Source organism: Kitasatospora sp. NPDC001664 (genome assembly GCF_053596675.1).
Genome location: NZ_JBSFGS010000034.1, coordinates 20,554 through 45,241, shown reverse-complemented (window position 1 = coordinate 45,241; position 24,688 = coordinate 20,554). Strand labels below are relative to the sequence as shown.

24 protein-coding genes are annotated in these 24,688 nt (G+C 75.1%); 13 read left to right on the top strand and 11 right to left on the bottom strand.

What is annotated here, in order from left to right:
- Window positions 1-95: 95 nt before the first annotated feature.
- From ACWCYY_RS34275 to ACWCYY_RS34265, 3 genes are all read left to right on the top strand, one after another.
- A complete protein-coding gene (locus ACWCYY_RS34275) occupies window positions 96-1,832 on the top strand; it encodes a putative Ig domain-containing protein (RefSeq protein WP_449798234.1) in 1,737 nt (578 codons plus the stop codon).
- A gap of 161 nt (window positions 1,833-1,993) precedes the next feature.
- Window positions 1,994-2,479, top strand: coding sequence for a DUF427 domain-containing protein (locus ACWCYY_RS34270; RefSeq protein WP_449798233.1), 486 nt, complete (start codon window positions 1,994-1,996; stop codon window positions 2,477-2,479).
- A gap of 47 nt (window positions 2,480-2,526) precedes the next feature.
- Complete coding sequence (locus ACWCYY_RS34265) at window positions 2,527-2,739, top strand: hypothetical protein (protein WP_449798232.1); 213 nt, start codon at window positions 2,527-2,529, stop codon at window positions 2,737-2,739.
- A 44-nt stretch (window positions 2,740-2,783) separates the two neighbouring features.
- Here ACWCYY_RS34265 and ACWCYY_RS34260 read toward each other — a convergent pair whose 3' ends face one another.
- Both ACWCYY_RS34260 and ACWCYY_RS34255 read right to left on the bottom strand, forming a co-directional pair.
- Window positions 2,784-2,936: a hypothetical protein gene (locus tag ACWCYY_RS34260; RefSeq protein ID WP_380150281.1), complete on the bottom strand. Its 153-nt coding sequence runs from the start codon at window positions 2,934-2,936 to the stop codon at window positions 2,784-2,786.
- Window positions 2,937-3,190: 254 nt separating this feature from the next.
- Complete coding sequence (locus ACWCYY_RS34255; RefSeq protein ID WP_380150280.1) at window positions 3,191-3,496, bottom strand: hypothetical protein; 306 nt, start codon at window positions 3,494-3,496, stop codon at window positions 3,191-3,193.
- A gap of 202 nt (window positions 3,497-3,698) precedes the next feature.
- Here ACWCYY_RS34255 and ACWCYY_RS34250 point away from each other — a divergent pair, with 202 nt between their 5' ends.
- Complete coding sequence (locus ACWCYY_RS34250) at window positions 3,699-3,956, top strand: GlsB/YeaQ/YmgE family stress response membrane protein (RefSeq protein ID WP_380150279.1); 258 nt, start codon at window positions 3,699-3,701, stop codon at window positions 3,954-3,956.
- A 33-nt stretch (window positions 3,957-3,989) separates the two neighbouring features.
- On the opposite strand, the gene ACWCYY_RS34245 is transcribed toward ACWCYY_RS34250, so the two are convergent.
- A complete protein-coding gene (locus ACWCYY_RS34245; protein WP_449798231.1) occupies window positions 3,990-4,346 on the bottom strand; it encodes a hypothetical protein in 357 nt (118 codons plus the stop codon).
- Between the two features lie 150 nt (window positions 4,347-4,496).
- Here ACWCYY_RS34245 and ACWCYY_RS34240 point away from each other — a divergent pair, with 150 nt between their 5' ends.
- The 3 genes from ACWCYY_RS34240 (at window position 4,497) to ACWCYY_RS34230 (ending at window position 7,417) form a co-directional block, all read left to right on the top strand.
- The gene (locus tag ACWCYY_RS34240) at window positions 4,497-6,074 is read left to right on the top strand and encodes a PP2C family protein-serine/threonine phosphatase (RefSeq protein ID WP_449798230.1); all 1,578 of its coding nucleotides are present in this window, start codon (window positions 4,497-4,499) and stop codon (window positions 6,072-6,074) included.
- A gap of 98 nt (window positions 6,075-6,172) precedes the next feature.
- On the top strand, window positions 6,173-6,811 hold the full coding sequence (locus ACWCYY_RS34235) for a hypothetical protein (protein WP_449798229.1): 639 nt from the start codon (window positions 6,173-6,175) through the stop codon (window positions 6,809-6,811).
- 45 nt (window positions 6,812-6,856) lie between these two features.
- Window positions 6,857-7,417 carry a hypothetical protein gene (locus tag ACWCYY_RS34230; protein WP_449798228.1) on the top strand — a complete coding sequence of 187 codons (561 nt, stop codon included), beginning with the start codon at window positions 6,857-6,859 and terminating at the stop codon, window positions 7,415-7,417.
- Window positions 7,418-7,470: 53 nt separating this feature from the next.
- Here ACWCYY_RS34230 and ACWCYY_RS34225 read toward each other — a convergent pair whose 3' ends face one another.
- Window positions 7,471-8,481 (bottom strand): YihY/virulence factor BrkB family protein, encoded by a 1,011-nt coding sequence (locus tag ACWCYY_RS34225; RefSeq protein WP_449798227.1) that lies wholly within the window; start codon window positions 8,479-8,481, stop codon window positions 7,471-7,473.
- A gap of 441 nt (window positions 8,482-8,922) precedes the next feature.
- Here ACWCYY_RS34225 and ACWCYY_RS34220 point away from each other — a divergent pair, with 441 nt between their 5' ends.
- Both ACWCYY_RS34220 and ACWCYY_RS34215 read left to right on the top strand, forming a co-directional pair.
- Window positions 8,923-11,022: an amino acid transporter gene (locus ACWCYY_RS34220; protein ID WP_449798226.1), complete on the top strand. Its 2,100-nt coding sequence runs from the start codon at window positions 8,923-8,925 to the stop codon at window positions 11,020-11,022.
- 129 nt (window positions 11,023-11,151) lie between these two features.
- Window positions 11,152-13,143, top strand: coding sequence for a SpoIIE family protein phosphatase (locus tag ACWCYY_RS34215; RefSeq protein WP_449798225.1), 1,992 nt, complete (start codon window positions 11,152-11,154; stop codon window positions 13,141-13,143).
- A 193-nt stretch (window positions 13,144-13,336) separates the two neighbouring features.
- Here the strand turns inward: ACWCYY_RS34215 and ACWCYY_RS34210 are convergent, their stop codons facing one another.
- The 3 genes from ACWCYY_RS34210 to ACWCYY_RS34200 all read right to left on the bottom strand — a co-directional run bounded on the left by ACWCYY_RS34210 (window position 13,337) and on the right by ACWCYY_RS34200 (window position 16,464).
- On the bottom strand, window positions 13,337-13,804 hold the full coding sequence (locus tag ACWCYY_RS34210) for a MarR family transcriptional regulator (RefSeq protein ID WP_380150271.1): 468 nt from the start codon (window positions 13,802-13,804) through the stop codon (window positions 13,337-13,339).
- A gap of 17 nt (window positions 13,805-13,821) precedes the next feature.
- Window positions 13,822-15,438: an NAD-dependent epimerase/dehydratase family protein gene (locus ACWCYY_RS34205; protein WP_449798224.1), complete on the bottom strand. Its 1,617-nt coding sequence runs from the start codon at window positions 15,436-15,438 to the stop codon at window positions 13,822-13,824.
- 138 nt (window positions 15,439-15,576) lie between these two features.
- Window positions 15,577-16,464 (bottom strand): LysR family transcriptional regulator, encoded by an 888-nt coding sequence (locus ACWCYY_RS34200; RefSeq protein WP_449798223.1) that lies wholly within the window; start codon window positions 16,462-16,464, stop codon window positions 15,577-15,579.
- A 129-nt stretch (window positions 16,465-16,593) separates the two neighbouring features.
- On the opposite strand from ACWCYY_RS34200, the gene ACWCYY_RS34195 reads away from it, so the two are divergent.
- Window positions 16,594-17,901: a hypothetical protein gene (locus ACWCYY_RS34195; RefSeq protein ID WP_449798222.1), complete on the top strand. Its 1,308-nt coding sequence runs from the start codon at window positions 16,594-16,596 to the stop codon at window positions 17,899-17,901.
- A gap of 68 nt (window positions 17,902-17,969) precedes the next feature.
- On the opposite strand, the gene ACWCYY_RS34190 is transcribed toward ACWCYY_RS34195, so the two are convergent.
- Window positions 17,970-18,140, bottom strand: coding sequence for a hydrophobic protein (locus ACWCYY_RS34190; protein ID WP_345284453.1), 171 nt, complete (start codon window positions 18,138-18,140; stop codon window positions 17,970-17,972).
- A gap of 201 nt (window positions 18,141-18,341) precedes the next feature.
- Here ACWCYY_RS34190 and ACWCYY_RS34185 point away from each other — a divergent pair, with 201 nt between their 5' ends.
- The 3 genes from ACWCYY_RS34185 to ACWCYY_RS34175 all read left to right on the top strand — a co-directional run bounded on the left by ACWCYY_RS34185 (window position 18,342) and on the right by ACWCYY_RS34175 (window position 21,690).
- The gene (locus ACWCYY_RS34185) at window positions 18,342-18,761 is read left to right on the top strand and encodes an SsgA family sporulation/cell division regulator (protein ID WP_345284451.1); all 420 of its coding nucleotides are present in this window, start codon (window positions 18,342-18,344) and stop codon (window positions 18,759-18,761) included.
- Window positions 18,762-18,818: 57 nt separating this feature from the next.
- On the top strand, window positions 18,819-19,226 hold the full coding sequence (locus tag ACWCYY_RS34180) for an ATP-binding protein (RefSeq protein ID WP_345284449.1): 408 nt from the start codon (window positions 18,819-18,821) through the stop codon (window positions 19,224-19,226).
- 82 nt (window positions 19,227-19,308) lie between these two features.
- Complete coding sequence (locus ACWCYY_RS34175) at window positions 19,309-21,690, top strand: ATP-binding protein (RefSeq protein ID WP_449798221.1); 2,382 nt, start codon at window positions 19,309-19,311, stop codon at window positions 21,688-21,690.
- Here ACWCYY_RS34175 and ACWCYY_RS34170 read toward each other — a convergent pair.
- From ACWCYY_RS34170 to ACWCYY_RS34160, 3 genes are all read right to left on the bottom strand, one after another.
- Entirely contained in the window at window positions 21,663-22,073 is a 411-nt protein-coding gene (locus ACWCYY_RS34170) for a response regulator (RefSeq protein ID WP_345284445.1), read from the bottom strand. The genes ACWCYY_RS34175 and ACWCYY_RS34170 overlap by 28 nt on opposite strands.
- Complete coding sequence (locus ACWCYY_RS34165; RefSeq protein WP_449798220.1) at window positions 22,070-23,845, bottom strand: PP2C family protein-serine/threonine phosphatase; 1,776 nt, start codon at window positions 23,843-23,845, stop codon at window positions 22,070-22,072. The genes ACWCYY_RS34170 and ACWCYY_RS34165 overlap by 4 nt, the downstream gene beginning before the upstream one ends.
- A 62-nt stretch (window positions 23,846-23,907) precedes the next feature.
- Window positions 23,908-24,675 carry a response regulator gene (locus tag ACWCYY_RS34160; protein WP_345284443.1) on the bottom strand — a complete coding sequence of 256 codons (768 nt, stop codon included), beginning with the start codon at window positions 24,673-24,675 and terminating at the stop codon, window positions 23,908-23,910.
- Between the last annotated feature and the right edge of the window lie 13 nt (window positions 24,676-24,688).

Here is a 24,688-nt window from a genome sequence, read left to right as displayed (position 1 = left end):
GCCCCGGGCGGGGACGAGGGATTCCCCCGTTTCGGCGGCTGCGGGACCGGCCTAGCTTTCTGGGCACCGCTCACCCCCACTCGAAGGGTCCCCCCATGAGACGACTGCGCCTGCTGGGCGCCGTGGCCCTCGCCGCGGCACTCGCCGTTCCCCTCGCACCCGGGGCACTGGCCGCCCCCGCCCCCGGCGTGCCCCCTGCCCCCTCCGCTGCTCCCGCCCCCGCTCCGGCCTCCGACGCCGCTCCGGCCTCCGACGCTCTGCTCGACGCGATGGAGCGCGGCCTCGGCCTGACGGCTCCTCAGGTCCTCCAGCGGTGGGCCGCGGAGGACGCCGCACGGGCGGTGCAGGCCAGGCTGCGCCCCGCCGCGTCCTGGTTCGACGCCGGTTCGGGCCGCCTGGTGGTGCCGGTGACCTCGGAGGCCGAGGCGTCCCGCGCTCGTGTGGCCGGGGCGCTGCCCGCCCGGGTCCGGTTCGGTCCGGGTGAGCTGGCCCGGGTGGCGGCCGCGATACCCCGGGTCGCGGGGGTGCGGGCGTACGGCCCGGACCCGGTCCGGGACCGGGTCGTGGTGGTCCTCGCCTCCGGTGCTCCGGCCTCGGCCGAGCAGGACCTGCGGGCGTTCTCCCCGGCGGTCGAGGTGGTCCGATCCACCGTCACCTACCGCCAGCAGGGCGGGGACGTGGTCGGCGGCGAGTCCTGGAAGCCCGGCAGCGAGAGCCAGTGCTCGGTCGGCTTCTCCGCCGGCGGGGCGGGCGGCGCCCGGCACTTCCTGACGGCCGGTCACTGCACCAACGACGTCGACCAGCCCGCCTACGGCAAGGACGGCACCCGGCTGGGCACCTCCAACCGCGGCGGCACCCACTCGGTCAACGCCCACGAGGGCGACTTCGGACTGGTCGACGTCACCGAGGCCGGCTGGGCCCTGGCGGGCCGGGTCTCCGGCTACGGGGCGGGCGACTACACCGTGACCGGAGCCGTCGACCCGACCGTCGGCATGTCGGTCTGCCACTCCGGGGCGAACACCAGGCTCCAGTGCGGCACCGTCACCAAGGTCAACCAGACCGTCGACTACGGCTCGGTGGTGATCGACGGCCTGTTCGAGACCAATGCCTGCTCCGGCGGCGGTGACTCCGGCGGTTCGTACGTCACCGGTCCGAAGACCGACGCCAAGGCGGTCGGTGTGCACTCGGGCGGCGGCAACGGCTGCGGCCAGTCGGATCCGACCACCATCGGCCAGCCCGTCGTCGAGGCGCTCACCAAGTGGAACCTCACCCTCACCACGGGGACTCCGCCGGCCCCGGGCGGCGTCACGGTCGCCAACCCCGGCAACCGGAGCACCCCGGTCGGCACCCCGGTGTCGCTGCCGGCCTCGGTCTCCGGCGGCACCGCCCCGTACGGCTGGACCGCCACGGGCCTGCCGGCCGGCCTGACCGTCGACGCCGCCACCGGCACCGTCACCGGGAGCCCCACCACCCCGGGCAGCTCCGAGGTCACGCTGTCGGCCAAGGACGCGGCCGGCCGGGTCGGCTCGGCCGCCTTCACCTGGACGGTCACCGCAGGCGGCACCGGCCCGCTGACCCTGGCCAACCCCGGCGCCCAGACCGCCTACACCGGCCGCCCCTACCGCCTGGCCCCCGCCGCCACCGGAGGCACCACCCCCCACACCTGGACCGCGGTCAACCTGCCCCCGGGCCTCTCCCTCGACCGGGCCACCGGCGTGATCTCGGGGACCCCCACCGCCTGGGGCATGACCACCACCACCCTGACCGTCACCGACGCGGCCCGTCGGACGGCGAGCGTCTCGTACTCCACCACGGTCTGGAGCCCGTGGTGACGACCGCTCCCGGCTGACGGCCACCGGCCCGGCGACGACGTCGCCGGGCCGGTGCCGGTCCGACCGGGAATCCGCTGCACCAACGCTGCGGGTACGCGCGGGCGGCGCGGCGGCGCAGGCTGGGACGGTGGTCCGAGGGGGCGAGCGGAAGGAGGAGTCCGGTGACCGATCCGCACCGCGTCCGCGAGTCGGTGTGGGCCTACCCGCGCCCACCCGCGGTGGACGACGCCTCCGGCCGGACGGTGGAGGTCTGGTTCGGCGGCCGGCAGGTCGCCTCCACCAGGTCCGCGCTGCGGGTGCTGGAGACCAGCCACCCGCCGGTCTACTACCTCCCGGCCGCCGACGTCGCCCTGGAGCTGCTCACCCCGGCCGAGGCGGTGAGCGCCTGCGAGTGGAAGGGCCTGGCCTCGTACTGGGACCTGACGGTCGGTGAGCGCCGCGCGGCGCGTGCGGCGTGGTCCTATCCGGACCCGCTCCCGGGCTACGACGTCCTGCGCGGCTGCTTCGCCTTCTACCCCGGCCGGGTGGACCGCTGCACCGTGGACGGCGAGGCGGTGCGGCCGCAGGACGGCGGCTTCTACGGCGGTTGGATCACCGACGAGATCGCCGGCCCGTTCAAGGGGGCCCCGGGGACGACGGGCTGGTGACCGCGCCCTTCGCCGCCCCTTCCCAGCAGCTTTCCTGAGGAGCCGTCATGTCCACGGAGCAACCGTCGCTGCGGAAGCCCGCCGCCGGGCCGGCGCCCGCCGAGACGCCGGAGTGCGAGGCGTCCACCTGTCACGCGATCTCGGTGCCCGAGCCGGTGGAGCTGCACGACGCCTGGCCCGGGTGGATCCCGCTGACCCTGATCCTGGTGATGGCGCTCGCCCTCGCGGCCTTCGCCGTCGGACGCGTCGCGGGGTGGTGAACCCCGGGGCGTCCGACGGCTCCGGGTGGCGGCCGCCACCTCGGTCAGGGGGACGGCGGTGCGATCGGTTCGACGATCGGCGCGCCGTCCAGGTCGGTCGTGTAGTCGCGGGGGACGGGCTTGCGGTCCTTCGGGCCGGGGAGGGCCGGGCAGGCGATGCCGTCGCCGTCCCGGTCGAGCGCGTCCGCACGGGGCACGGCTTGGATGTCGACGGCGAGGGCCGCTACAGCGTCGGCCGTCCGAGCCGTAGGGAGCCGTGCTGACCCGGATCGCGGCGGGGCCGACCCCGTGACTGCGGGGAACGCGGTCGGACGAGGCACAGCCGTTGTCATGAGGTCGGGCACGGCGATTCTCCAGAGGCTGACGAAGCCGCCCGTTTCTTGGCGGTCGAGCTCCTTCACCGGGCGAACGCCTGACGTTCGACGGGGCGACCAAGGCCTCGGAGCGCCGGTCAGTACTCCTCGTCCGGGTAGCCCCACTCGACGGCGACCTCGGCGTCGGGGGCGGCCTCGGCGACGGCGGAGGCGAAGGAGCTCTCGAAGTACGGCTGCCAGCGGCCGAACCCGCTGATGCTGATCGGGAACTTCGACTCGCCCGACACGTAGTCGACGCCGTTGTCGCGGACCGCGCCGTAGCTGATCTGGCCCTCGAAGCCCTCGTCGCGCAGCAGCTCGCCGATGGACGCGGCGACGGCCTCGGCCTGGGCCGGGTCGGCGAGGCGGGAGACGGTGAAGTGGAGATCGATGTTGACCGACATGTCCGCAGGCTACCGGTCGCCGGTGACGTACCGCCCCGCTGGGTGGTCCCACCTGGCACGGGGCTGACCTGCCGTCACCGGGGCACCGACCCCTGGCGGTCGTGGCAGGTGGGTGTGGTTGCCCTCCGGACATCCGGGGCAAAAGGACCGCACGGCCCGTGCTGAATGCGCGGGGCACCCTTTCGGACAAGGGAGTTCACCCATGTCGTTCCTGTGGGCCCTCATCGCCGGCCTGGTCATCGGCCTGCTCGCCAAGCTCGTCCTGCCCGGCCGCCAGCCGATCCCGCTCTGGCTGACGGTGATCCTCGGGGCGATCGGCGGCCTGGCCGGCAACGCCCTCGCGAGCGGACTCGGCGTGCGGGACACCAGCGGCATCGACTGGATCCGCCACCTGCTGCAGATCGGTGTCGCGGCCGTCCTGATCGCCGTCGTCACTCCTGTCTGGTCCCGTCGCGGCTGACGGGCCGGCCGTCCACAGGCGGGTGACCGGTCGTCAGCGGCGCCAGGACTCGCCGTACTCGCGCCACTGCTCACCGGTCTCCCGTCCCTGCTGCTCGGCCTGACGACCCAGCTCCCGTCCCTGCTGTTCTGCTTGGTGCCCCAGCTCGCGCCCCTGCTGCTCTCCCTGACGGCCCGTCTCCCGTCCGGCCTGCTCCGCCTGGCGGCCCAGTTCGCGTCCGGCCTGCTCCGCCTGCGGGTCGCCGGTCGCGGGCGGCACCACCTCGGCCGGAGCGGTGGCGGGGCCGGAGGGGGAGGGGGAGGTGCCCGTGCGTTCGGTGGTCGCGCAGCCTGCGGCGGCGAGGGCCAGGACGAAGGAGGCCAGGGCGAGGCGGCGGGTTCGACGGTTCATGAGCTCATCCTGCTGCCGCCGGGGCGGCGGATCGGCCGCCGAACGTCCCCTCGGACACGGTCCTTCGTCCCCACTTCGGCGGTGTGCCGGGGTGTGCGTCGGCGAGGGGCGTTCGCCCACGAGCGGGTCGATGCGTGACATGCTCCTCGCATGACGCACCTCGAGGAACGGGTGGCACCGGAGCCGGGCAGTGGTCCCGCGGCGGCGGGCGGTGATCCGGAGGCGGTCTCGGAGGTCCTGGCCGGTCTGACCGGATCCGTGGTGTTCCTCCGACCGGTGTACGGGCCGTGCGGCGAGGTGACGGACTTCGTGGTGGTGGCGGCCTCGCCGGAGGCGGTCGACGTCGGCGGGCGCCGGGGCACCGAACTGCTGGGACGGTCGCTGCTCGGGAGCTATCCGGGCACGCGCGGCACCGAGCTCTGGAAGGGGTACCTGACGGCGCTCGGGGGGACGCGCTACGCGGGCGAGTTGGAGTACCTGGAGACCTCCGCCGGGATCCCGTACCGCTCACGGTGGAGCGTGACGGCGGCTCCCTGCCGGGGCGGGCTGCTGGTGTCCTGGGAGCTCCTGGACCCGGGCGAGCGGGCGGAGCGCCGCCTGGCCCTCATGCAGCGCCTGGGCCGGATGGGCTGGGTGGACCGCGACCTGACCCGGGACGAGGTCACCTGGTCCGAGGAGGCGTACTCGATCTTCGGCCGAGAGCGCTCGCAGGGCCCGCTGCTCCTGGAGGAGCTGGCCCTCCTCGCCGAGGGCGAGGACCGGCTGCTGCTGGAGGAGGAGGTGCGGCGGCTGCTCCGCTCGGGCGAACCGATCGACCGCACCGTCCGCATCCGTCTGCCCCGCCAGGAGGTGCGGCACGTCCGGGTCCTGGCGGAGACCCAGAGGGACGGGCACGGCCGGCCCGTCCGCCTGCACGGGCTGTTCCAGGACCGTACCGCCGCCGAGCGGGCCGAGCGCCAACTGCTGGAGCAGCGGCGGGCCGTGCTCAGCCAGCAGAGCCAGCTGGCGGCCGAACGCGACCTCGCCGCCCGGCTCCAGGAGACCCTCCTGCCGGTGCCCCAGCAGGTGCTGCGCCTGGGCGGGCTGACGGTCGACGTCGCGTACCAGCCGGTCCAGGAGGGGCTCAAGCTCGGCGGAGACTGGTACAGCGCCATCGAACTCCCGGACGGCCGGGCGCTGTTGGTGGTCGGGGACGTCGCGGGCCACGGGCTGGACGCGGTCGCCACCATGGCCCTCCTGCGCTTCACCGCCAAGGGGATGGCCGTCACCGGGACCCCGCTGCCGACGGTGCTGGCCAACCTCAACACCCTGCTGCTGCACACCTCGGACCGTCAGTTCCACACGGCCACCATGGTGATGGCCGTGTACGAGCCCGCCACCTCCCGGCTCACCTGGGTCCGGGCCGGCCACCCGCCGCCGTTGCTGCTGCGGGACGGCGAGGCCCGTTTCCTGCCGTCCCCCGAAGGCATCCTGCTGGGCGCCGCCGACGCCCCCGGCTACCGGGCCGCCACCCTGGACCTGCTGCCCGGCGACCAGCTACTGCTCTACACCGACGGCCTGGTCGAGCACCCCGGTGAGCCCATCGACGAAGGCCTGGCCCGACTGGCCCGCGCCGCCGAGGTTCGAGCCGGTTCCCCCCGGTTCGTCGACGCCCTGGTCCGCACCCTCCAGGACGGCCGCGAGCGCCGCGACGACACTTGCGTCCTCCACATCAGCCTTTCGGACTAAGCGTCTGACGGTGCGTGAGGCGCCGAATCCGGGGCAGGCGCGCTCCCAGGACGCACCGTGGACAACGGTCACGGTGCGGCGACGACGGGAGACGGAGCATGTCGAGTGGTCTGATCGTGGCGGTCGTCCTGGTCGCCGTCGCGGTGGCGGTCCTCGTGGCCGTCGGCGTGCGGCAGCGCCGGGAGCGGCACCCCGACCTGAAGCGTCGGTTCGGGCCCGAGTACGGCCGCACCGTGGCCCGGTACGGCGGCGACACCGCCGCCGCCGAGCAGGAGCTCACCCAACGCGTGTCCCAGCACGGTGAGTTGGTGCTGGCTCCGTTGGAGCCCTCCGCGCGGGCCCGGGCCGAGCAGCAGTGGGCCGAGGTGCAGATGCACTTCGTGGACTCCCCGGAGCGGGCCCTCGCCGAGGCCGAGACGCTGCTGGCCCGGGTGGCCCGGGAACGCGGCTACCCCGACTCCGACGTGGACGCCCGGATCGACGCGATCTCGGTCGACCACGGTGAGCAGATCGAGGCCTACCGCGTGCTGCGGGCCAAGGCCCGCCCGGAGGCGGCCGACACCGAGGAACGGCGCGAAGCCCTGCTGCGGGCACGGGAGTTGTTCACCGTGCTGGTCGGTGCCGGTGCCGGTGCCGGTGCCGGCGAGGCGGTGCGGTCGGTCCGTGCCGGGACGCCGGTGGCGCCGGGCGGCGGGGCCCTGCGGCAGTTCCCGAAGCAGCGCGAGCACCACGCCTGAGCAGCACGCCCCACCCAAACCCGTCCCACGATCGAGGAGGACAGCATGACCATCAGTCACCATGAGCACCGCACCGACTCCGTGGACACCCCGCGTGCCCAGGACCGGCCGCAGAGCCGGACCGCCGGCACCGGCACGACCGGCACCATCGGCCGCTGGGCCCGTTCCGCCGACCCGCGCCGCGAGGCGGCCCCGGACACCCGGAAGGCCGGTCCCGGTGACATCGCCGCCGCCTACGACGCGGCGGTCGCCGAGGAGCGGGAACGTACGTCCGGCTCGGGGCGCAGCGGGCGGACCGGTCAGGACCGTCTCCTCTCGCAGGACGTCGCCGCGCAGCTGACGCAGCGTCTGGACCGGGCGCTGGGCGGCTTCGTGGACGACCCCCGGGGCGCCGTGCGGGAGGCGGACGCGGTACTGGAGGAGACACTGGGCAGGCTCGCCGCAGACCTGCGCGAGCGGCGCTCCGCGCTCCGCGCCTCCTGGCACGCCGAGGCCGACGCCGAGTACCCGGGCCAGGGCCAAGGCCAAGGCCCGCAGCGCACCGAGGAGTTGCGCCTCGCGCTCCGCGACTACCGTGACCTCCTCCGGCGCCTGGCAGCCGCCTGACCCAGCCGTCCGGACGGCGGCCGACCCCATCGGGGCCGGCCGCCGTCCGGCTTTCACGGCTGTGCGCCGTCCGGCCAGGCGCGGGTGTCCCGCGGTTCGAGGTAGGGCTCGCGGGTGGCGGCCATGCCGCCCTCGATCCCGCGCTGGCGGACCAGCTCGGCGTCGAACTCCAGGCCCAGCAGGATCGCCAGGTTGGTCAGCCAGAGCCAGACCAGGAAGACGATGGCGCCGGCCACGGCGCCGTACGTCCTGTTGTAGGAGCCGAAGCCGGCGACGTAGGCGGCGAACCCGCCGGACAGCAGCAGCCACAGCACGACCGCCAGCACGCTGCCGGGGGAGACCCAACGGAGGCCCCGGCCACGGACGTTGGGCGCGGCCCAGTACAGCAGGGCGACCATCGCGACCACCAGCAGCACCAGGACCGGCCACTTGGCGACCGACCACACGCCGAGCGCGGTGTCGCCCAGGCCGAGCAGGTCGCCGGCCCGCCGGGCCAGCGGCCCGGTGAACACGACGATCAGCGCGCTGGCGGCCAGCAGGACGAGCAGCAGCACGGTCAGCCCGAGCCGGATCGGGGTGAGCTTCCAGACCGGTCGTCCCTCCCGGATGTCGTACACCGCGTTGGACGCCCGGATGAACGCGCCGATGTAGCCGGAGACGGACCAGAGCGCACCGAGCAGGCCGACCGCCGCGAGGACGCCGCTGCTGCCGCGGCCTTCCTGCAGCTGGACGACCGCACCGCGCAGGACGTCCTGCGCGGGCCCCGGCGCCGGCGCCGCGAGGTCGTCGATGAGGCGACCGGTCACGCTCGGGCCGGCCAGCCCGATCAGGGAGACCAGCAGAAGCAGCGCCGGGAAGACCGCCAGCACCCCGTAGTAGGTCAACGCGGCGGCCCGGTCCGGGAGTTCGTCCTCCAGGAACTCCAGGCCGGTGCGGCGCAGCACCGGCCACCAGCTGCGGCGCGGCAGATCGGTCGGGCCTCGGGGCACATCCCCGCCGGGCCCTTCGGGGTGGCCAGAGCGGCTGGGCCCGAGCTGGTCGTGGTGATCGCGGAACGTCGGCATGCTGCCCGTGTTTCCGTTGCCCCGGCTCCCAACCCCTCTCGGCCGGGTGCCGGATCAGGCGGGTCGGCCGGTCCGGCGCGCGGCTCCGGCGACGCGGGCCTGACCGCCTCGGGGCGCGGAGTACGCAAGTCCCGGAGTGCGGGCGGCCTTTCCGGGGAGTCCGTCCGGATCCGGCGGTGTCGGACGCGCGGTCGCGGGTAGCCGTCCGGAGCGGTGTCGGCCGGACGGTGCGGGGGAGAGGGTGGGCGAGGGGGAGGTCAGGACCGGTGGCGGCGTCGCCGGGCCGCGGCCGGCGGCGCTGCCGGGCAGCTGCCGTGACCACCCGTCAACCAGGGGGTGGGGCTCCGGCGGCTCCGGTCATGCTCCATGATGGCGCAGGCCGTGACGCGGTCACCCGCCGGCGGCCGCGACGGTGGGACGCCAGGTGACGAAGGGTCAGGCATGAGCAACACGGCTGAACAGGCACTACCGGAGCCGGAGGTGCCGGACCGTTCGGTGCCTCGGCAGACGGCCCCGCAGGAGCCGGGCCCGGAGGTCTCGGCCGCTGCCGGTCAGGAGACCCCGGAGGAGCCCGAGCACGTGGTCCCGGCCGTGGTGGAGAGCCCCGCCCGGCGCGCACAGCCGCAGGGCGCCGCTGCCCGCTGGCTACTGAAGTACCGCGTCCAGCCGGTCGGCCCGGCCGCGGCCGAGGGCCACTCGGAGCCGCAGGCCTGGTGGAAGGTCATGTGCCTGACCGGCGTGGACTACTTCTCCAGCCTCGCCTACGTCCCCGCCATCGCCGCCCTCGCCGCAGGCGCGGTCTCGCCGCTGGCGACGCTGATCCTGGTGGCGCTGACCCTGGTCGGGATGCTGCCGATGTACCGCAGGGTGGCGAAGGAGAGCCCAAGCGGCGCCGGGTCGGTGGCGATGCTGGAGGACCTGCTGCCGTTCTGGCGGGGCAAGCTGTTCGTGCTGGTGCTGCTGGGCTTCGTCGCCACCTCCTGGATCGTCACCATCACGCTCTCCGCCGCGGACGCCTCCGTCCACCTGGTGGAGAACCCGTACCTCACCGGCGCCCTGCACGGCCACGAAGTCGCGCTCACCGTCGGCCTGTTGCTGCTGCTCGGCGGGGTGTTCCTGCTCGGCTTCAGCGAGGCGGTCAAGGTCGCCATCCCGCTGGTGGCGGTCTTCCTGCTGCTCAACGCGGTCACCATCGGCGCCGGCGTGGTGGAGGTGGTCACCACCCCCGGTGCCTGGTCGGCGTGGACGCACGCGCTGACCGAGGGCGGCGGCGGCCTCGGCGGGCTGGTCCAACCCGCGCTGCTCGCCTTCCCGTTGCTGGTGCTGGGGCTGTCCGGCTTCGAGACGGGCGTCAGCATGATGCCGCTGGTGGCCGCCGAGGGCGAGGACGAGACCCAGCGGCTGCACTCCCGCATCCGCAACACCCGCAAGCTGCTCACCACCGCCGCCGCCGTGATGAGCGTCTACCTGCTGGCCGCCAGCTTCGTCACCACCGTGCTCATCCCGCACCGGGAGTTCGAGCCCGGCGGCGCCGCCAGCGGGCGCGCGCTGGCCTGGCTGGCGCACGAGCAGGTCGGCGAGGCCTTCGGCACCGCGTACGACATCAGCACCATCCTGATCCTCTGGTTCGCCGGCGCCTCGGCCATGGCCGGCCTGGTCAACATCGTGCCGCGCTACCTGCCGGACTACGGGATGGCCCCCGAGTGGGGCCGCGCGGTACGGCCGGTGGTGCTGGTCTACACGCTGCTCTGCGTGGTCATCACCGTCGTCTTCGACGCCGACGTCAACGCCCAGGCCGGGGCCTACGCCACCGGCGTGCTGGCGATGATGGTCTCGGGCGCCTTCGCGGTGACCGTCTCGGCCCTGCGCCGGCGCCGCCGCGCGGCCACGGCCGGCTTCGCCGCCCTCACGGCCGTGCTGCTCTACGCCCTGGTCGCCAACATCGTCGACAAGCCCGACGGCATCACCATCTCCGGGTTCTTCATCCTGGGCATCGTCCTGGTGTCGCTGGTCTCGCGGATCTCCCGCACCACCGAGCTGCGCGCCGACTCCATCGCCTTCGACCCGACGGCCCGTCAGTTCATCACCGACACCCTGGCGTACGACAACGCGATCAACATCATCACCAACCGCCGCCACACCGGGGACGCGGCCGAGTACGCGTTCAAGGAGCGCGAGCAGCGCGGCGACAACCCGGTCCCCGGCACCGCCGACGTGCTGTTCCTGGAGATCGAGGTGGTCGACCCCTCCGAGTTCAGCGACACCCTCCAGGTGCGCGGCGTCGAGGTGGACGGCTACCGGGTCCTGCGCGCCGAGGCCCCGGCCGCGCCGAACGCGATCGCCGCCGTCCTGCTCGCCCTGCGCGACGCCACCGGCGTCCGGCCGCACTGCTACTTCGCCTGGGCCGAGGGCAGCCCGCTCAAGCACATGTTCCGCTACTTCCTGCTGGGCCGGGGCGACACCGCTCCCGTCACCCACGAGATCATCCGCCGCAACGAACCGGACCCGGAGCGCCGCCCCGGCATCCACGTCGGCGCCTGACTCCGAAAGAGGGTGGGGGTTCCGCTGCACGGCACCCCCACCCGACGGCCGACCCCGGATGCCGTCCCCGGCCAACCGGGGCAAGCTGCTGCGGGAGAGCACCGGCCGGAGCGGAAGGCGGACCACGCGGTGGACGCACCAGGTTTCGCGACGGACGGCACCGCCACCGTCCTGGTCGACGGGCGCTCCACCGTCGTCTGGTGGTCGCGTGCCGCCGCCGACCTGTTCGGGCGCCCGGCGGCCGAGGCGCTCGGCCGCCCCGCCGTCGAGGTCCTCGGCGCACCGCTGCCGGAAGGGTCCGCCCGGGTCGAGGGAGCCGTGCTGCGCCGGGCCGACGGCGGCAGCTTCACCGCCGACCTGACCCTGCTGCCCTCGGCCGACGGCGCACGGGCCCAGGAGGGCGCCTCCTCCGCCCTCCTGGTGGTCCGGCCGGAGCGGCCCGGGCCGGCCGGGCGGCTGCAGCTCGCCGAGGCCTACCGGCGGGCCGCCGAGATCGGCGCCTCGCTGGACGTGGTCGGCGGCGCCCGCGAACTGGTCGACGTCCTGGTCCCGGCCCTCGGGGACCTCGCGGCCGTCGACTTCCCGGACGCGGTCCTCCAGGGCCGGGACCCCCAGCTGGGCTACCCCGGGCCGGAGGCCTCGGCCCCGCGCCGGGTGGCGGCCAAGGCCGCCGACGGGCGCTGGCCCGCCGCGCTCGTCCAGGTCGGCGAGCCGGTGCCGACCCCGGCGGCCACCCCGGAGACCGCCGCCATCGTCGTCGGCGGGGCCATCCTGTTCGACCCCGCCACCGCCCTGCTCGCCATGGGCGACCAGCCGGAGATGGCGGCCCGTCACATCCCGGCGGGCATGCGGTCGGCGATCGGCTGTCCGCTCTACCACCGGGGCCGGCTCTTCGGCTACGTGCTGGTCTGGCGCACCGGCGACGCCGACCCGCACGACCAGCAGGACGTCGAGGTGGTGCAGGACCTCTGCGACCGCACCGCGCTGGCCCTCGACAACTCCTTCCGCTACACCCGCGAGCACCAGACGGCCGTCGTCCTCCAGCGCAGCCTGCTCCCGCCAGCCGCCACCACCAGCACCGCCTGCGAGACCGCCGGCGCCTACCGTCCCGCCAGCGGCGCGCTCAGCGTCGGCGGTGACTGGTACGACGCCTTCCCGCTCTCCTCGCTGCGGGTCGCCCTGGTCGTCGGCGACGTGGTCGGCCACGGCCTCCAGGCCACCGCGACCATGGCCCGGCTGCGCACCGCCGTCCAGACCCTGGCCGAACTCGACCTCCCGCCCGACGAGTTGCTCATCCGCCTGAACGACCTCGTCCAGCGGATGGCCGCCGAGGCCGAGGAGCCCGACACCGTCGGGGCCTCCTGCCTGTTCGCCGTCTACGACCCCGTCACCGGCGAGTGCCAGTTCGCCAGCGCCGGCCACCCGCCCCCGCTGCTGCTCACCCCCGACGGCAGCGCCGAGTACCTCCCCGTCCCGCCCGGGCCCCCGCTCGGCGCGGCCGACCAGCCCTTCGAGCCGTACCGCACGACCCTGCCCGCCGGCAGCCTGCTGGCCCTCTACACGGACGGCCTCACCGGCCACGACCCGGACACCGCCCTGCCGGCCCTGCTCACCGAACTGACCCGGCAGCACCGCCCCGACCGGCCGCTGGCCGCCATCGGCGCCGACCTGATCGCCACCGTCCCCGCCGAGCACCCCGACGACGACATCGCCCTGCTGCTCGCCCGCACCCGCGTCGTGCTGCCGCAGTCCACCGCCGGCTGGCGGTACGCCGACCTCTCCGAGGTGGCCCGGGCCCGCGCCGACACCGCCGCCCGGCTGGCCGACTGGGGCCTGGGCCACCTGGACTTCGCCGTCGAACTGATCGTCAGCGAGCTGGTCACCAACGCCATCCGCCACGCGGGCGGCCCGGTCGAGCTGCGCCTGATCCGCGACCGGATCCTGGTCTGCGAGGTCTCCGACCCCTCCAACACCCAGCCTCGGATGCGCCGCGCCCTGGAGAGCGACGAGGGCGGCCGCGGCCTCTTCCTGGTCGCCCAGCTCGCCGACCGCTGGGGCTGCCGCTACGCGGCCCGCGGCAAGACCATCTGGGCCGAACTCGCGGTGGACCCCGACCCCTGACACCCGGAAGGTGACACCCGGAAGGGCAGCGACCCAGGGGCGCGAGGAACTGCGCGAGCCGGAAGGACCGGACTGGTGTGCCGGGTACGGGGTTTCACTTGCACGTGCCCGTCCGTACCCGGCACACGGGTCGCCGCCTTCCGACCCGCGCAGTTCCTCGCGCCCCAGGTTGCCCTGCCCGGGCGGGGGACGGTCAGGGAGCCGTGCCGCCCGCGTTGGCGATCAGCCGCCCGAGTACCTTGAGCGCGGTGACGTAGTCCGCGTCGTCGATGCCCTCGTGGAGGGCGGCCCGGATCGCGGGCGCGTTGCGGGCCAGCTCCACCCGGGCGCGCTCGCCTTCCTCGGTGAGCCGGAACCGGTCCTCCCCGTCGAGGCGGAGCCAGCCGCGCTCGACGAGTGCGGCCCCCTCGGCCGCGAGGTCGTCCTCCGGCCGGAGGTACGCGCTCATGGCCGCCCGCAGCTCCGCCACCGTCCGGCTCCCGCCATCCGGGGACAGGTCGTTCGCCGAGAGGTTGCGCAGCAGCCAGAACTGCGGCTGGGTGTAGCCCTTCTCGGCCTGCCGGGCGCGGGTGAACGCGATCAGGGCCTCGTACGCCACGCCGGTCCAGTAGGCGGCCGGCTGTGCGGCCAGCTCCTGGTCGGTCCGCTGGTGGTCCGTCATGGACGCGCCGCTCCCCACTACTTCGCGCCCGCCGCGACCGGCCCGTAGGAGCCGGACAGCAGCTCTGCCACCACGTCCCGCCCGGCCGGGCGCCAGCCGAGCTCGGTGCGGGCGGTGGTGCCCGCGACGCTCTGGTCGAGGGCGAGCGCGTCGGCGAACAGCGGGCCGAAGACCTGCGCGGCCTGCTCGGCGGGCACCACGCGCGGAGCGCCGTCGACCCCTGCCACCCGCCCGGCCGCCACGGCCAGGTCGCGGACCGGCGTCGCGGCCGCCGAGACCCCGTGCCAGAGGGTGCCGGCCCCGGCCCGCTCCAGCACCGCCACGTAGAGCGCGGCGAGGTCGTCGACGTGGACGGTCGGCCAGCGCACGCCCTCCTCGCCGTAGTACTCGGGCGAGCCCTCGCCGCGGGCCCGGTCGACCAGGATCGCCGGGATGCCGCCGCCGCGCCCGTACACGATGCCCGGACGGATCACGGCCGCGCGCACGCCCTCGGCGGCCTCGGCGATGACCTGACGCTCGATCAGCGGGCGGTACCCGACCAGGTCGACGGGGTTGGTCGGGGCGTCCTCGCCGACCTCCTGGGCCTCGCCGGTGGCGCCGAGCACCCAGACGCCGCTGGTGTAGACGAACGCACGGCCGGTGCCGCGCAGCGGGGCGGCCAGCGCCTCGATCACCGCCGCGTCCACGGCGGCGTCGGTGCTCGGCGGGGCGAGGTGGAGCACCGCCTCGATGTCGGGAGTGACCACCCCGGCCAGCGTGGCCGGGTCGGCGGTGTCGCCGGCCACCTGCGCGGCCCAGGCGTGGCCGGTCCGGGGCTCGGCGCCGCGGACGAGGGCGACCACCTGGTGGCCGGCGGCGGTGAGGTGCTCGGCGACGGCCGTGCCTATGTAGCCGGTCGCACCGGTGAGAAGGACCTTCATGACGTTCCCGTCTTCCGTGGAACGGGGCCCGGTGCCCCGTTCGGTGATCGGTGGTTGGTGATCGGTGGATGGTGGTGCGCTCCGCCCGCCCCAGCGGTCGAGGCGCGCGTAGGCGGGCCACCACTGCCGCGCGTACGCCCGGCGGCCGGACTCCGGCAGCAGCCGCACCAGGACGGCGGCGGCCGTCGGCCCGTCGGCGCCGTCCAGCAGCCACGGCAGCAGCCGGGCCGGGTCGGTGAGGATCCGCCGGGCGTGGACGCGGCCGAAGTGCTCCCACGCGTCCGGGCCCAGGACGGTCCGGGCCAGCGGGAGGACGGTCTCCTCCTCGTGGCGCAGGTGCCCGCGCAGGCCGGTGACCAGTGCGTCGGCGAGCGAGCCGAACGGTTCGGTGGCGGCCCCGGGGTCGTCCAGCGCCCGGTCGATCTCCGCCAACAGGCAGGCGATCGCCGCGTGTTCGGCCTCGATCGCCTCCAGCCGGGCGAGCGAGAACGGGCGGCCCCGGAGCGCCGCGCGCAGCGCCGGCCAGAGCGCGTCGTCCTCGGCGGAGTGGTGGGCCCGCAGCGCCCGGCGGAACAGGTCCCACCCCGCGGCGGTCCGCAGGACCGTGCAGGGGTCGGGGGCGACCGAGGCGGTGACCAGGGCGAGGTGGCGCAGCTCCCTGCGGAGCGCGTCGTGCATCGCGCGGGTCACGGTCAGGTCGAAGCTGTCCGTCACGGGTGTGCGGCTCCTGCTCGCGGCGTCGGGGTGGGTGCCTCCAGCCTCCCGTGGCCGCCCGGTGGTGATCAACGCGCACTTCGGCGCCGCACCGATAACCCCGCTGTTATCGGTCGCCGTCCCGCACCTGCCGGTGCGTCAGAAACCGAAGGTGCCCAGCTCCCTGACGGTGCCGGCGAGCGCGGCGATCAGCTCGCTCTCCGCCTCGCTCCGCCAGACCAGGGCGAAGTCGAGGGTGGGCAGGTCGGGGGCGGCGATCCAGCGGATGTTCGGCATGCCCCAGTACCGGGTGACGTGGCTGGGGAAGCCGTGGATGATCTCGCCCATGCCGACCCGGTTGATCAGGTCCTCGGCGTTGGTCACCGTCCCCCTGCGCTCGATCGTCCGGCCGCGGGCCGTCTCGAAGGGCAGGTACCGCTCCTGGTAGTAGCCCGGCATCCCCGGCGGCATGGCGTGCTGGAAGTCCGCGAACACCTCCAGCCCCACCGAGCCCCGTGCGGCGAGTTCGTGGTCGTGGGCCACGGCGAGCACCCGGGGGTCCGTGCACAGCACCGGCCCGACGGTGAGGTCCGGCTCCTCTACCGGCAGCCAGGTGACCAGGACGTCCATCTCGCCGTTGCGCAGCCTGCCGAAGATGTCGTCGTAGGTCAGCTGGCGGATCTCCAGCTCCCACTGCGGGTACCGCGAGCGGAAGGCCCGCCAGTAGACGTGCAGGTCCACGACGTTGAACGGCATCATCCCGATCCGCAGCCTCCCGGTGACCCCGCGGGCGGCCGAGCGGGCCCGCTCCAGCGAGAGCTGCAGCCCCGCGTAGACCGGCTGGAGGTCGTCCCGCAGCTGGCGGCCCACCTCGGTGAGCCGCACCGTGCGGCTGGTGCGCTCGAACAGGTCGGCCCCGATGCGGCGTTCCTGCTTGCGGATCGCCTGGCTGACCCGGGCCTGGGAGACCAGCAGCCGCTGCGCGGTGCGGCCGAAGTGCAACTCCTCGGCCAGCACCAGGAATATCTCGATGTCCCGCAGCTCCATGCCGCCCGCCCTGCCCCCGTGTCGTTCCCTTTGGCGACCCGCGGGCCGCCGAACCGCACCAGCATACGGCGGCGCCCGCGACCGCCCCGGCCCGCGGGCCTGTCACAACGGTGGTCCAGGATGGCGGTCATGACGCTCTTTCCGATCACCGTGCCCGCCTCCCTGGCCGAGTCCCTCGGCCTCGACCCCGCGACCGACGACTGGGGCCACGAGATCCGGCACGCGGTCGGCACCGGGGCGGGGGACACCTACGTGCTGAGCGGCCTGTGGCGGCGCGACGGGCAGCGCACGGAGGACGGCGGGCGGGGCTTCGTCCTCCAGCTGATCACCCGTCACGCCCCGGACGGCGCGACCACCGCCACCGCCGTCATCCCCTACGAGGTCCCCGGCGGCACCCGCTCGACCATCAGCTGGGGCAACGAGTCCAATCTCGCGCTCCTGCCGGACGGCACGCTGGTGCTCAGCTCCCGCCCGGGCAACACCCACCTGCTCGCCCCCGGCCTGGACCGTGAGCTGGCCGGTTGGCGGATGTCGACGTACTCCTGGACCAAGGAGGAGAACGGCCCGGACGACCCCTTCGCCGCCTCGGTCGCCGTCACCCCGGGCGGCCGGCTGCTCTGCCTGGTCTCCGAGACCAGTCTGGAGAACTGGGGGGTCCCGATCCCCAACCTGGTCGCCGTCAGCGACCCCGGCGAGGTGCTCGCCCCGGGCCGCAAGCCCGTGCTGCACGCCTTCGCCACCCTGTCGACCTCCGCCGCCCGCCAGACCGAGCAGGACGCCCACCCGCACGTCCGCCACGCGGGCGCGCCGGTGCTCGGCGACAACCGCCCCGCACCCGCCCTCGGCTCACTGGTGTCCGGGCTGGTCGGCGGCAGCGCCTACGACTGGGACCGGGCCTTCCTGCACCGCCCCGTCCCGCTCTCCGACGAGCTCTACGTCGTCCCGGTGTACGGCCGCACCTACCGCTCCGGGAGCCGGGGCCAGCGGTTCGCCTTCGCCCTGCTGGACGCCGAGGGCACCGTGCACGGCCACCTCGGCGGCCTGGACCGCCACGCGGACAGCCCCTACACCGGCCACCTGTTCGACGTGACCACCGATCCGCACCGCGGCCTCGCCTTCCACCTCAACCGCTACGGCCTCTACGCCTGGACCGCCGACGGCACGCTGCGCGCCGCCCTCCGCACCACCGAGGCCCCGTTCAAGGCCCTCGCCCACTTCGCCCTGCTCACCGCCACCCCCACCGGCGAGCTGCTGCTCGCCCACCGCAAGCAGCACTTCGTGCTGCGCGTCCCCGTTCCCGGCGACCTCACCGCCCTCGGCGAGAGCGTCACCGAGGCCCTGGCCGGTCTCGCCAAGGCCCGCAACGCGGCGAAGAAGCAGCACGCCCCCGTCAACTGGCTCTGGACGACCCCCACCGGTGCGGTCCACCACCTCTGAGCCCCGGTCAGACAGCCGGGCGGGCCGGAGCGGTGTCCGCTCCGGCCCGCCCGCGGCGTCCGGTAGTGCTACCAGCGGTACCAACGGCCGCGGCTGCCGGAGGCACCGGTGCTCCGGGCGAGGAAGCCGACCAGCCAGAACACCAGGACGATCACCGCCACCCACCACAGGGCCTTGAGGGCGAAGCCGGCGCCGAACAGGAGCAGAGCGAGCAGCAGGACGAGCAGAAGCGGAACCATGAGGACCTCCCAGGTCGGTGTCGGGGGCCCGCCTGCCCGCTCCGGTCGAACCCATGCACCGAGGTTCCGGAGCGAGCGGGGCCGTCGGAGTGAATGCGGCGACCGAAGCGGAGTGGAATCCCGCCGGCGGGGCAGCCGGTCCGCACGACGTCGGGAAGCGGTCCCGGCGCACCGCCTGACCACTCGTCACGAGGGGGAGTGTTGGACACTGCCAGGACCGTCGCCCACCGCCTGGGCATCCGGATGCCGGACAGCGCGCACCCGGACCTGCTGCTGCCGGGCCGTCTGGTCTACGACTCGGCCGACCCGTACGCGGTCGAGCTGGTGGTGGCCGACTCGGGGCCGTACCGGATCGACGGACCGCCGGTGCGCTGGAGCTTCGCCCGCGAGCTGCTGGACCAGGGCCGCCGGACGCCGGCCGGCCTGGGCGACGTCCTGGTCGCGTCCGGCCCCGGCGGCTCGGTGCTGATCGAGCTGCGCGGCGGGGAGGGCGTCGCGGTGCTGAGCGTGCCGGGCGAGCAGGTCAAGCACTTCCTGGAGGACTCGTACGAGCTCGTCCCGCCGGGCGAGGAGGCGCTCCACCTCGACGTGGACGGCTGCCTGGCCAGGTTGCTGTGGTGATCCCGGCGCCACGGGGTAGGCGGTGACCGTCGAGGACCAGGACGGAGGCCGGGTGTGATGGGTGATCAGGCGATGCGGGCGACGGGCTGGGCCCGGTCCTTCCCGGTCAGCGGCGGGGTGCGGGCGGGGCGGCGGTGGACCCGGCACCACCTCGACACGCTCGGCTGGAGCGCGCACGAGCCCGAGACGGCGGACGCCGTCCTGCTGGCCGTCTCCGAGCTGCTCACCAACGCGCACCGCCACGCGGGCAGCGACGCCTCCCTGGTGCTGACCTGGGACGGCCGCCGCCTGGAGGTGAGCGTCCACGACGCCTCCCCGGTCCCGCCGGTGCCCCGCAGCCCCGACGCCACCGCCACCGGCGGCCGCGGCATCGGGATCGTGGCGGCCCTCGCGGACGCCTGGCACACCCGCCTCCAGACCGACGGCAAGACCGTCACCGCCGACTTCAGCCCTCCGGACCGGTAGGGTCCGCCCGACGGTCCGCAACCTGCGAGGATGCGTCAGGTACCGGTGCACGGCCGGTCGGTGGCGGTGAGGTGCGTGCACGGTGGAGATCGACGGTTGGCTGTCGGAGCGCGAGGTCGCGGCGGAGCAGGCGGTCGGAGGCGACTTCGACCTGTCCGCCTGCGTCCGTGAGGAGATCCACCTGCTGGGCGGCGTGCAGTCCCACGGGACGCTGCTCGCGGTCGACACCACCACCGGCCTGGTGGACACCGCCGCCGCCAACGCGGGCGAGCTGCTCGGAGCGCCCGGCCGGTCCCCGGTCGGCCTCCCGGCGGAGGAGCTGCTCGGTGCCCGGCAGTACGCCGAGGCCGTGGAGGCCGCCGAGGAGGAGGGCGGCGCGGCGGCCCTGCTGCCGATGGTGCTGGAGGGAGCGGGGGAGGGCGGGCGGCGGACGGTGGACGTGACGGTCCACCGCGACGGCCCGCTGCTGGTGCTGGAGTTCGAGCCGAGGACCGAGCCGCAGTTCCGCTTCGACGGTTTCTACCGGGGCGTGCGACAGGCCCTCAAGCGCCTGCAGAAGTCCCGCACCGTCCTGGAGTGCTGCGAGGCCGCGGTGCGCGAGGTGCGTGCGCTGACCGGCTTCGACCGGGTGGTCGCCTACCGCTTCGACGGCGAGGACGGCCCGGGCGAGGTGCTGGCGGAGGACGCCGCGGCGGGCCGCGACCCGTGGCTCGGCCTGTGGTTCCCCGCCACCGACATCCCGCCGCAGGCCCGCCGCCTCTACCGGGAGAACTGGATCCGGGTGATCGCCGACGTCGAGGACCCGACGGTCGGGCTGGAGCCACCGCTGCGCCCGTCCACCGGACGGCCGTTGGACCTGTCCGGGTCGGTCCTGCGCACCGTCTCCGGCTTCCACCTGGAGTACCTGCGCAACATCGGGGTGCGCTCCTCGATGTCGGTGTCGATCCTCTTCGAGGGCCGGCTCTGGGGCCTGATCGCCTGTCACGGCGACCGGCCGAACCGGCTGTCGCCCGAACTCCGCGCCGCCTGCGAGTTCTTCGGCATCGCCTTCTCGCTGCAACTCGCGGCGATCGCCGAGCGCGAGCAGTCCGAGGCCGCCGAGGCGGCCCGCGCCGCGGTGGACCGCGCCTGCGAGCGGCTCTCGCCGGACCTGGCCGCCTTCGTCCTGGCCGAACGCGAGGCGCTGTGCGAACTCGTCGGCGCCCAGGGCGTGGTGCTCCACCGGGAGGGAGTGGCGGTCGGCGACGCCGACGGACTCCCCGGCCCGCTGCTGGCCGAGGTCGCCGACCTCGCCGACCGCGCGGGACGGGCCGGCGGTCAGGGGCGTTCCGGGGTCTGGACCACCGACCGGCTGTGGGAGGAGCTGTACGGCGAGGACGGCCGCCCCGACCCCGACCGGCCGCTCCCGCCCAGCGGGGTGCTGCTCACCCCGCTCTCCGAGGAGGGCGACTTCCTGCTCTGGCACCGGGGCGAACGGACCGTCACCCGGCGCTGGGCCGCCGACCCCCGGCACCCGGTGCGGGTCGGCAGCCGGGGCGAACGGCTCACCCCGCGCGGCTCCTCCGCCGTCTTCGAGGCCACCGTGCGCGGCCGCAGCGAGCCCTGGGGAACCGCCGACCTGCTGGCGGCCCGCGAGCTCGGCCGCACGGTCACCGCCCGGATGCTCCGGCACACCACCGAGCTCGCCCGGCTGAACGCCGAACTCGCCCGCTACAACGAGGACCTGGACTCCTTCGCGCACGCCGCCGCGCACGACCTGAAGGAGCCGCTGCGCGGCATCGCCAACGCGGCGGCCTTCATGGCCGAGGACGCCGGCGACGGCCTGGACGGCACCTCGCGCCGCCGGCTGCGCACCGTCCAGCGACTGGCCACCAGGATGGACGACCTGCTGAACTCGCTGCTGCACTTCGCCCGGCTCGGCCGGGCGGGCCTGCGGCTCGCCCCGGTGTCGCTGGACACCGCCCTGGACGAGGCGCTGGAGGTGGCCGGGCCGAGGCTCGCCGAGCAACTGGTCACCGTGGAGCGCCCGGCGGCCCTGCCCGAGGTGGTGGCCGACCGCGACCGGCTGCACGAGGTGCTGGTCAACCTGCTGGTCAACGCGGCCAAGTACGCGGCCGACCCGGGCGAGGTGGAGCGCCGCACGGTCGAGGTCGGGGTCGGCGAGCGGGTGCCGCCGGGCGGCGGCGGGCCGGTGCGGGCGGTGGTGGTCCGGGACAACGGGATCGGGATCCCGGCCGACCAGCAGCAGGAGGTGTTCGAGCTGTTCCGCCGGCTGCACCACCGGGACGAGCGCGGCGGCGGATCGGGCGTCGGCCTGGCGGTGGTCAAGCGCATCGTCGAGCGGCACGGCGGTCTGCTCTGGCTGGACAGCGCCCCGGGCAGGGGCACCGAGGTCTGGTTCACCCTGGCCGGCCGGACCGACGCCCCGTCAGCCGGTCAGCCCGCCCCCTCGCCCAGCCAGTAGTCGACCGCTCCCCGCAGCACGGTCTGGAACAGCTCGAAGTTGACCGGCTTGTAGACGTAGCTGTCGGCCCCGGCCGCGTAGCAGGCGTCCACCTCCGCCGGTGCCGTGGAGGAGGTGAACACCACCACCTTCACCTCCCGCAGCTCGGGCCGGGCCCGGATGTCCGCCAGGACGCCGTGCCCGCCGCGCCCCGGCATGTTGAGGTCCAGCAGCACCAGGTCGGGCGCCGGGCGGCCGGGGTCGAGCAGCCGGGGGAGGGCGGCCTCGCTGCGGGCCAGGAACTCCAGCCGCAGCAGCGGGTGCGAGCGGCCGAGGGCGCGCATGATCGCCTCGGTGTCCTCCTCGGAGTCCTCGACCACCAGGACGAGTGCCGGGTCCTTCATCGTGCTCCTCCGGATGCCGGGTCGTTCCTGGTGTTCCTCCGGCCGCCGCGACGCGGGCCGGCGGCCGGCAGGCCGGCCACCAGCACCGCCGTGTCGTCCGTCCCCGCAGCGGTGAACTCGGTCGCCTCCCGGGTGAGCCGTTCGGCCAGTTCGGCCACCGACCGGTCGCGCAGCTCGGTCAGCCGGCCGCGCAGGTGCGCCTCGAAGAAGACGCCGTCCGCGTCCCGGGCCTCGGTCAGGCCGTCGGTGAACATCACCAGCCGGTCGCCCCCGCCGAGCCGGACGGTGCACTCCTCGTACGTGACGTCCTCCACCACCCCGAGCAGCAGGCCGCGGGCCGGCACCTCCTCGACCCTGCCGTCGGCCCGCAGCACCAGCGGCGGCGGGTGCCCGGCGTTGGCGGCGCGCACCACCAGCCCGTCCCCGTGCCACCGCAGCACGCAGGCCAGCGCGGTGACGAACCGTGAGGTGGCGGCCGAGTGCAGGGCGCGGTTGAGCCGGCTCAGGGCCGGGCCCGCACCGGTGCCGTCCTCCAGCACCGTGCGCAGGGTGTGCCGGGCCAGGCCGGTCAGCGCGGCGGCCGGCGCCCCGCGGCCGCAGACGTCGCCGACCAGCAGCGACACCTGCCCGTCCGGGCCGGTCACCACGTCGTAGAAGTCGCCGCCGACCTCCAGCATCGCGTCGCCGACCCGGTGGGCCGCGGCGAACTCCAGGCCCGGCACCTCCGGCAGCCGGGCGGGCAGCAGGTGGCGTTGGAGCGAGAGCACGTCCTGCCGGCGCTGCTCGTAGCGGGCGGCGTTGTCGATCGCCAGCGCGGCCCGGGTGGCCAGGTCGGCGCGGAACTCCTCCTGGGGGACCCGGTCCCGGCTGTAGAGGAAGGTGACGGTGCCCAGGGTCCGGCCATGGGCCCGGAGCGGATCGACCGTCACCGCCCGCACAGCGCCCGCGGCGGCGGCCGGGCCGAACGGGCCGCCCGCCAGGTCGGCCGGGCCGAGCCGCAGGCCGCGCGGGGAGCGGCCGGCCCGGGTGAGCACGCCGGTCATCCACGGGTCGGCCGGATCGACCGCCGTCAGCTCCGCCTGCCGGCGGGCGCTGACGTGCACCTGGGCGACGGGCGTCGGCTCCCCGTCCCGGAGCAGGTGGACCAGGCAGCCGTCGGCCACCGCCGGCACCGCGATCCGGGCCACCCGCTGGAGGGTCTCGCCGATCTCCAGCGAGGACCCCATCTGCAGCGAGGCCTCGGCCAGGATGGCGTCCCGGGCCAGCCGCTCCTCGCGGCCGCGCTGCTCGGCGATCCGCTGCTCGCAGCAGGCCGCCACGTCCCTGGCCTGGGCCAGGCAGGCGGCCCCCCGCGCGGCGGCGTCCTCGTCCGTGACCCCCAGCACCACCGTGCCCCAGCCGCCCTCGTTCAACGGGAAGAGCGCCTCCACCGCCAGCGGTGCCCCGCTCGCCCGCAGCGCCGCCGCCTCGGGCCGGTGCGACCCGGCCGGGTCCGCCGGGTCCAGCCGGCGCACCTGCCAGCCGTCGGCGGGGCGGCGGCCGTCCGACGGGTGGAGCGCGGGGTCCGGGTACTCCCAGCGCGGCTCGGCCTCACCGGGCAGCAGCAGCCGCAGGTAGCGCACCCGCTGGTCCGCGCCCCACCGGGCCCCGGCCACCACCAGGACGCCGGGCTCGGCGGCCAGCGCGCGGAACAGCTCCGCGGTCAGCGCGGTGACGTCCGTCGCCGAGGTGGCCAGGCTCCACAGCCGGTGCAGGTGCCCGCTCCACGCCATGCCCACGCCCTCGCGTCCTGTCGGTGCCCGGAGATCCGGTGCCATCGGGTCCTGACCGTCCGTCAGTCGCGGGGAGGGCGGGTGGCGGTGTCGAGGTAGAAGGCGTCGATGCTCTGCACCGCCCGCTCGAACTCGTCCAGGTTCACCGGCTTGGTGACGTACGCGTTGGCGTGGCTGCTGTAGGCGTCCGCGACGTCGTCCGGCGCGGAGGAGGTGGTGAGGACCACCACCGGGATGGTCCGCAGCTCCTCGTCGGTCTTCAGCACCCGCAGCAGGTCCCGGCCGTTCATCCGGGGCATGTTGAGGTCCAGCACGATCAGGTCGGGGCGGACCGCCCCCGGCGCGCGCAGGTGCTCCAGCGCGGCGATCCCGTCGGTGACCTGGACCAGGTTGCGGGCACCGCGCTCGGCCAGCGCCTCCTCGATGAGCAGGGCGTCGGCCGCGTCGTCCTCGACCAGCAGGACGTCGAAGGCGCGGGCGGGACTGGTCATCATCAAGGTCTCCGTGGGTGCTTCGGCGGATCGGTCGTGGATGCCCGGCCAGCGCCGCCGGGCGCCCTGGCGGGTGAGGCCGCAGGCCGAGCCGAGCTGCGGGTAGCCGGCCCCGGCCCGGACGGCGGTGGCGGCGGCCCCGCCCTGCAGCCGTTCGGCGGCCCGTTGGACCTGCTCCAGGACGTGCAGCAGGCCCAGCGCGGGCGCCGCTGTCCCGGCCGCCGGGGAGTCCGCCAGCAGTTGGAGCGCGAGGCGGCGCGCCAGCCGGTCCACCGCGGCCTCCGCGATCGCCGCGGTCTCCTCCGTGGTGGCCCGGAGCAGGAAGTTCTTGCCAGGCATGGCGCCACTCTAG

Coding starts and splice junctions, on each gene's coding strand:
- ACWCYY_RS34275 (WP_449798234.1), top strand. CDS start 96: ATGAGACGACTGCGCCTGCTGGGCGCCGTGGCCCTCGCCGCGGCACTC.
- ACWCYY_RS34265 (WP_449798232.1), top strand. CDS start 2,527: ATGTCCACGGAGCAACCGTCGCTGCGGAAGCCCGCCGCCGGGCCGGCG.
- ACWCYY_RS34255 (WP_380150280.1), bottom strand. CDS start 3,496: ATGTCGGTCAACATCGATCTCCACTTCACCGTCTCCCGCCTCGCCGAC.
- ACWCYY_RS34250 (WP_380150279.1), top strand. CDS start 3,699: ATGTCGTTCCTGTGGGCCCTCATCGCCGGCCTGGTCATCGGCCTGCTC.
- ACWCYY_RS34245 (WP_449798231.1), bottom strand. CDS start 4,346: ATGAACCGTCGAACCCGCCGCCTCGCCCTGGCCTCCTTCGTCCTGGCC.
- ACWCYY_RS34240 (WP_449798230.1), top strand. CDS start 4,497: ATGACGCACCTCGAGGAACGGGTGGCACCGGAGCCGGGCAGTGGTCCC.
- ACWCYY_RS34235 (WP_449798229.1), top strand. CDS start 6,173: ATGTCGAGTGGTCTGATCGTGGCGGTCGTCCTGGTCGCCGTCGCGGTG.
- ACWCYY_RS34230 (WP_449798228.1), top strand. CDS start 6,857: ATGACCATCAGTCACCATGAGCACCGCACCGACTCCGTGGACACCCCG.
- ACWCYY_RS34225 (WP_449798227.1), bottom strand. CDS start 8,481: ATGCCGACGTTCCGCGATCACCACGACCAGCTCGGGCCCAGCCGCTCT.
- ACWCYY_RS34220 (WP_449798226.1), top strand. CDS start 8,923: ATGAGCAACACGGCTGAACAGGCACTACCGGAGCCGGAGGTGCCGGAC.
- ACWCYY_RS34210 (WP_380150271.1), bottom strand. CDS start 13,804: ATGACGGACCACCAGCGGACCGACCAGGAGCTGGCCGCACAGCCGGCC.
- ACWCYY_RS34200 (WP_449798223.1), bottom strand. CDS start 16,464: ATGGAGCTGCGGGACATCGAGATATTCCTGGTGCTGGCCGAGGAGTTG.
- ACWCYY_RS34195 (WP_449798222.1), top strand. CDS start 16,594: ATGACGCTCTTTCCGATCACCGTGCCCGCCTCCCTGGCCGAGTCCCTC.
- ACWCYY_RS34190 (WP_345284453.1), bottom strand. CDS start 18,140: ATGGTTCCGCTTCTGCTCGTCCTGCTGCTCGCTCTGCTCCTGTTCGGC.
- ACWCYY_RS34180 (WP_345284449.1), top strand. CDS start 18,819: ATGGGTGATCAGGCGATGCGGGCGACGGGCTGGGCCCGGTCCTTCCCG.
- ACWCYY_RS34170 (WP_345284445.1), bottom strand. CDS start 22,073: ATGAAGGACCCGGCACTCGTCCTGGTGGTCGAGGACTCCGAGGAGGAC.
- ACWCYY_RS34165 (WP_449798220.1), bottom strand. CDS start 23,845: ATGGCGTGGAGCGGGCACCTGCACCGGCTGTGGAGCCTGGCCACCTCG.
- ACWCYY_RS34160 (WP_345284443.1), bottom strand. CDS start 24,675: ATGCCTGGCAAGAACTTCCTGCTCCGGGCCACCACGGAGGAGACCGCG.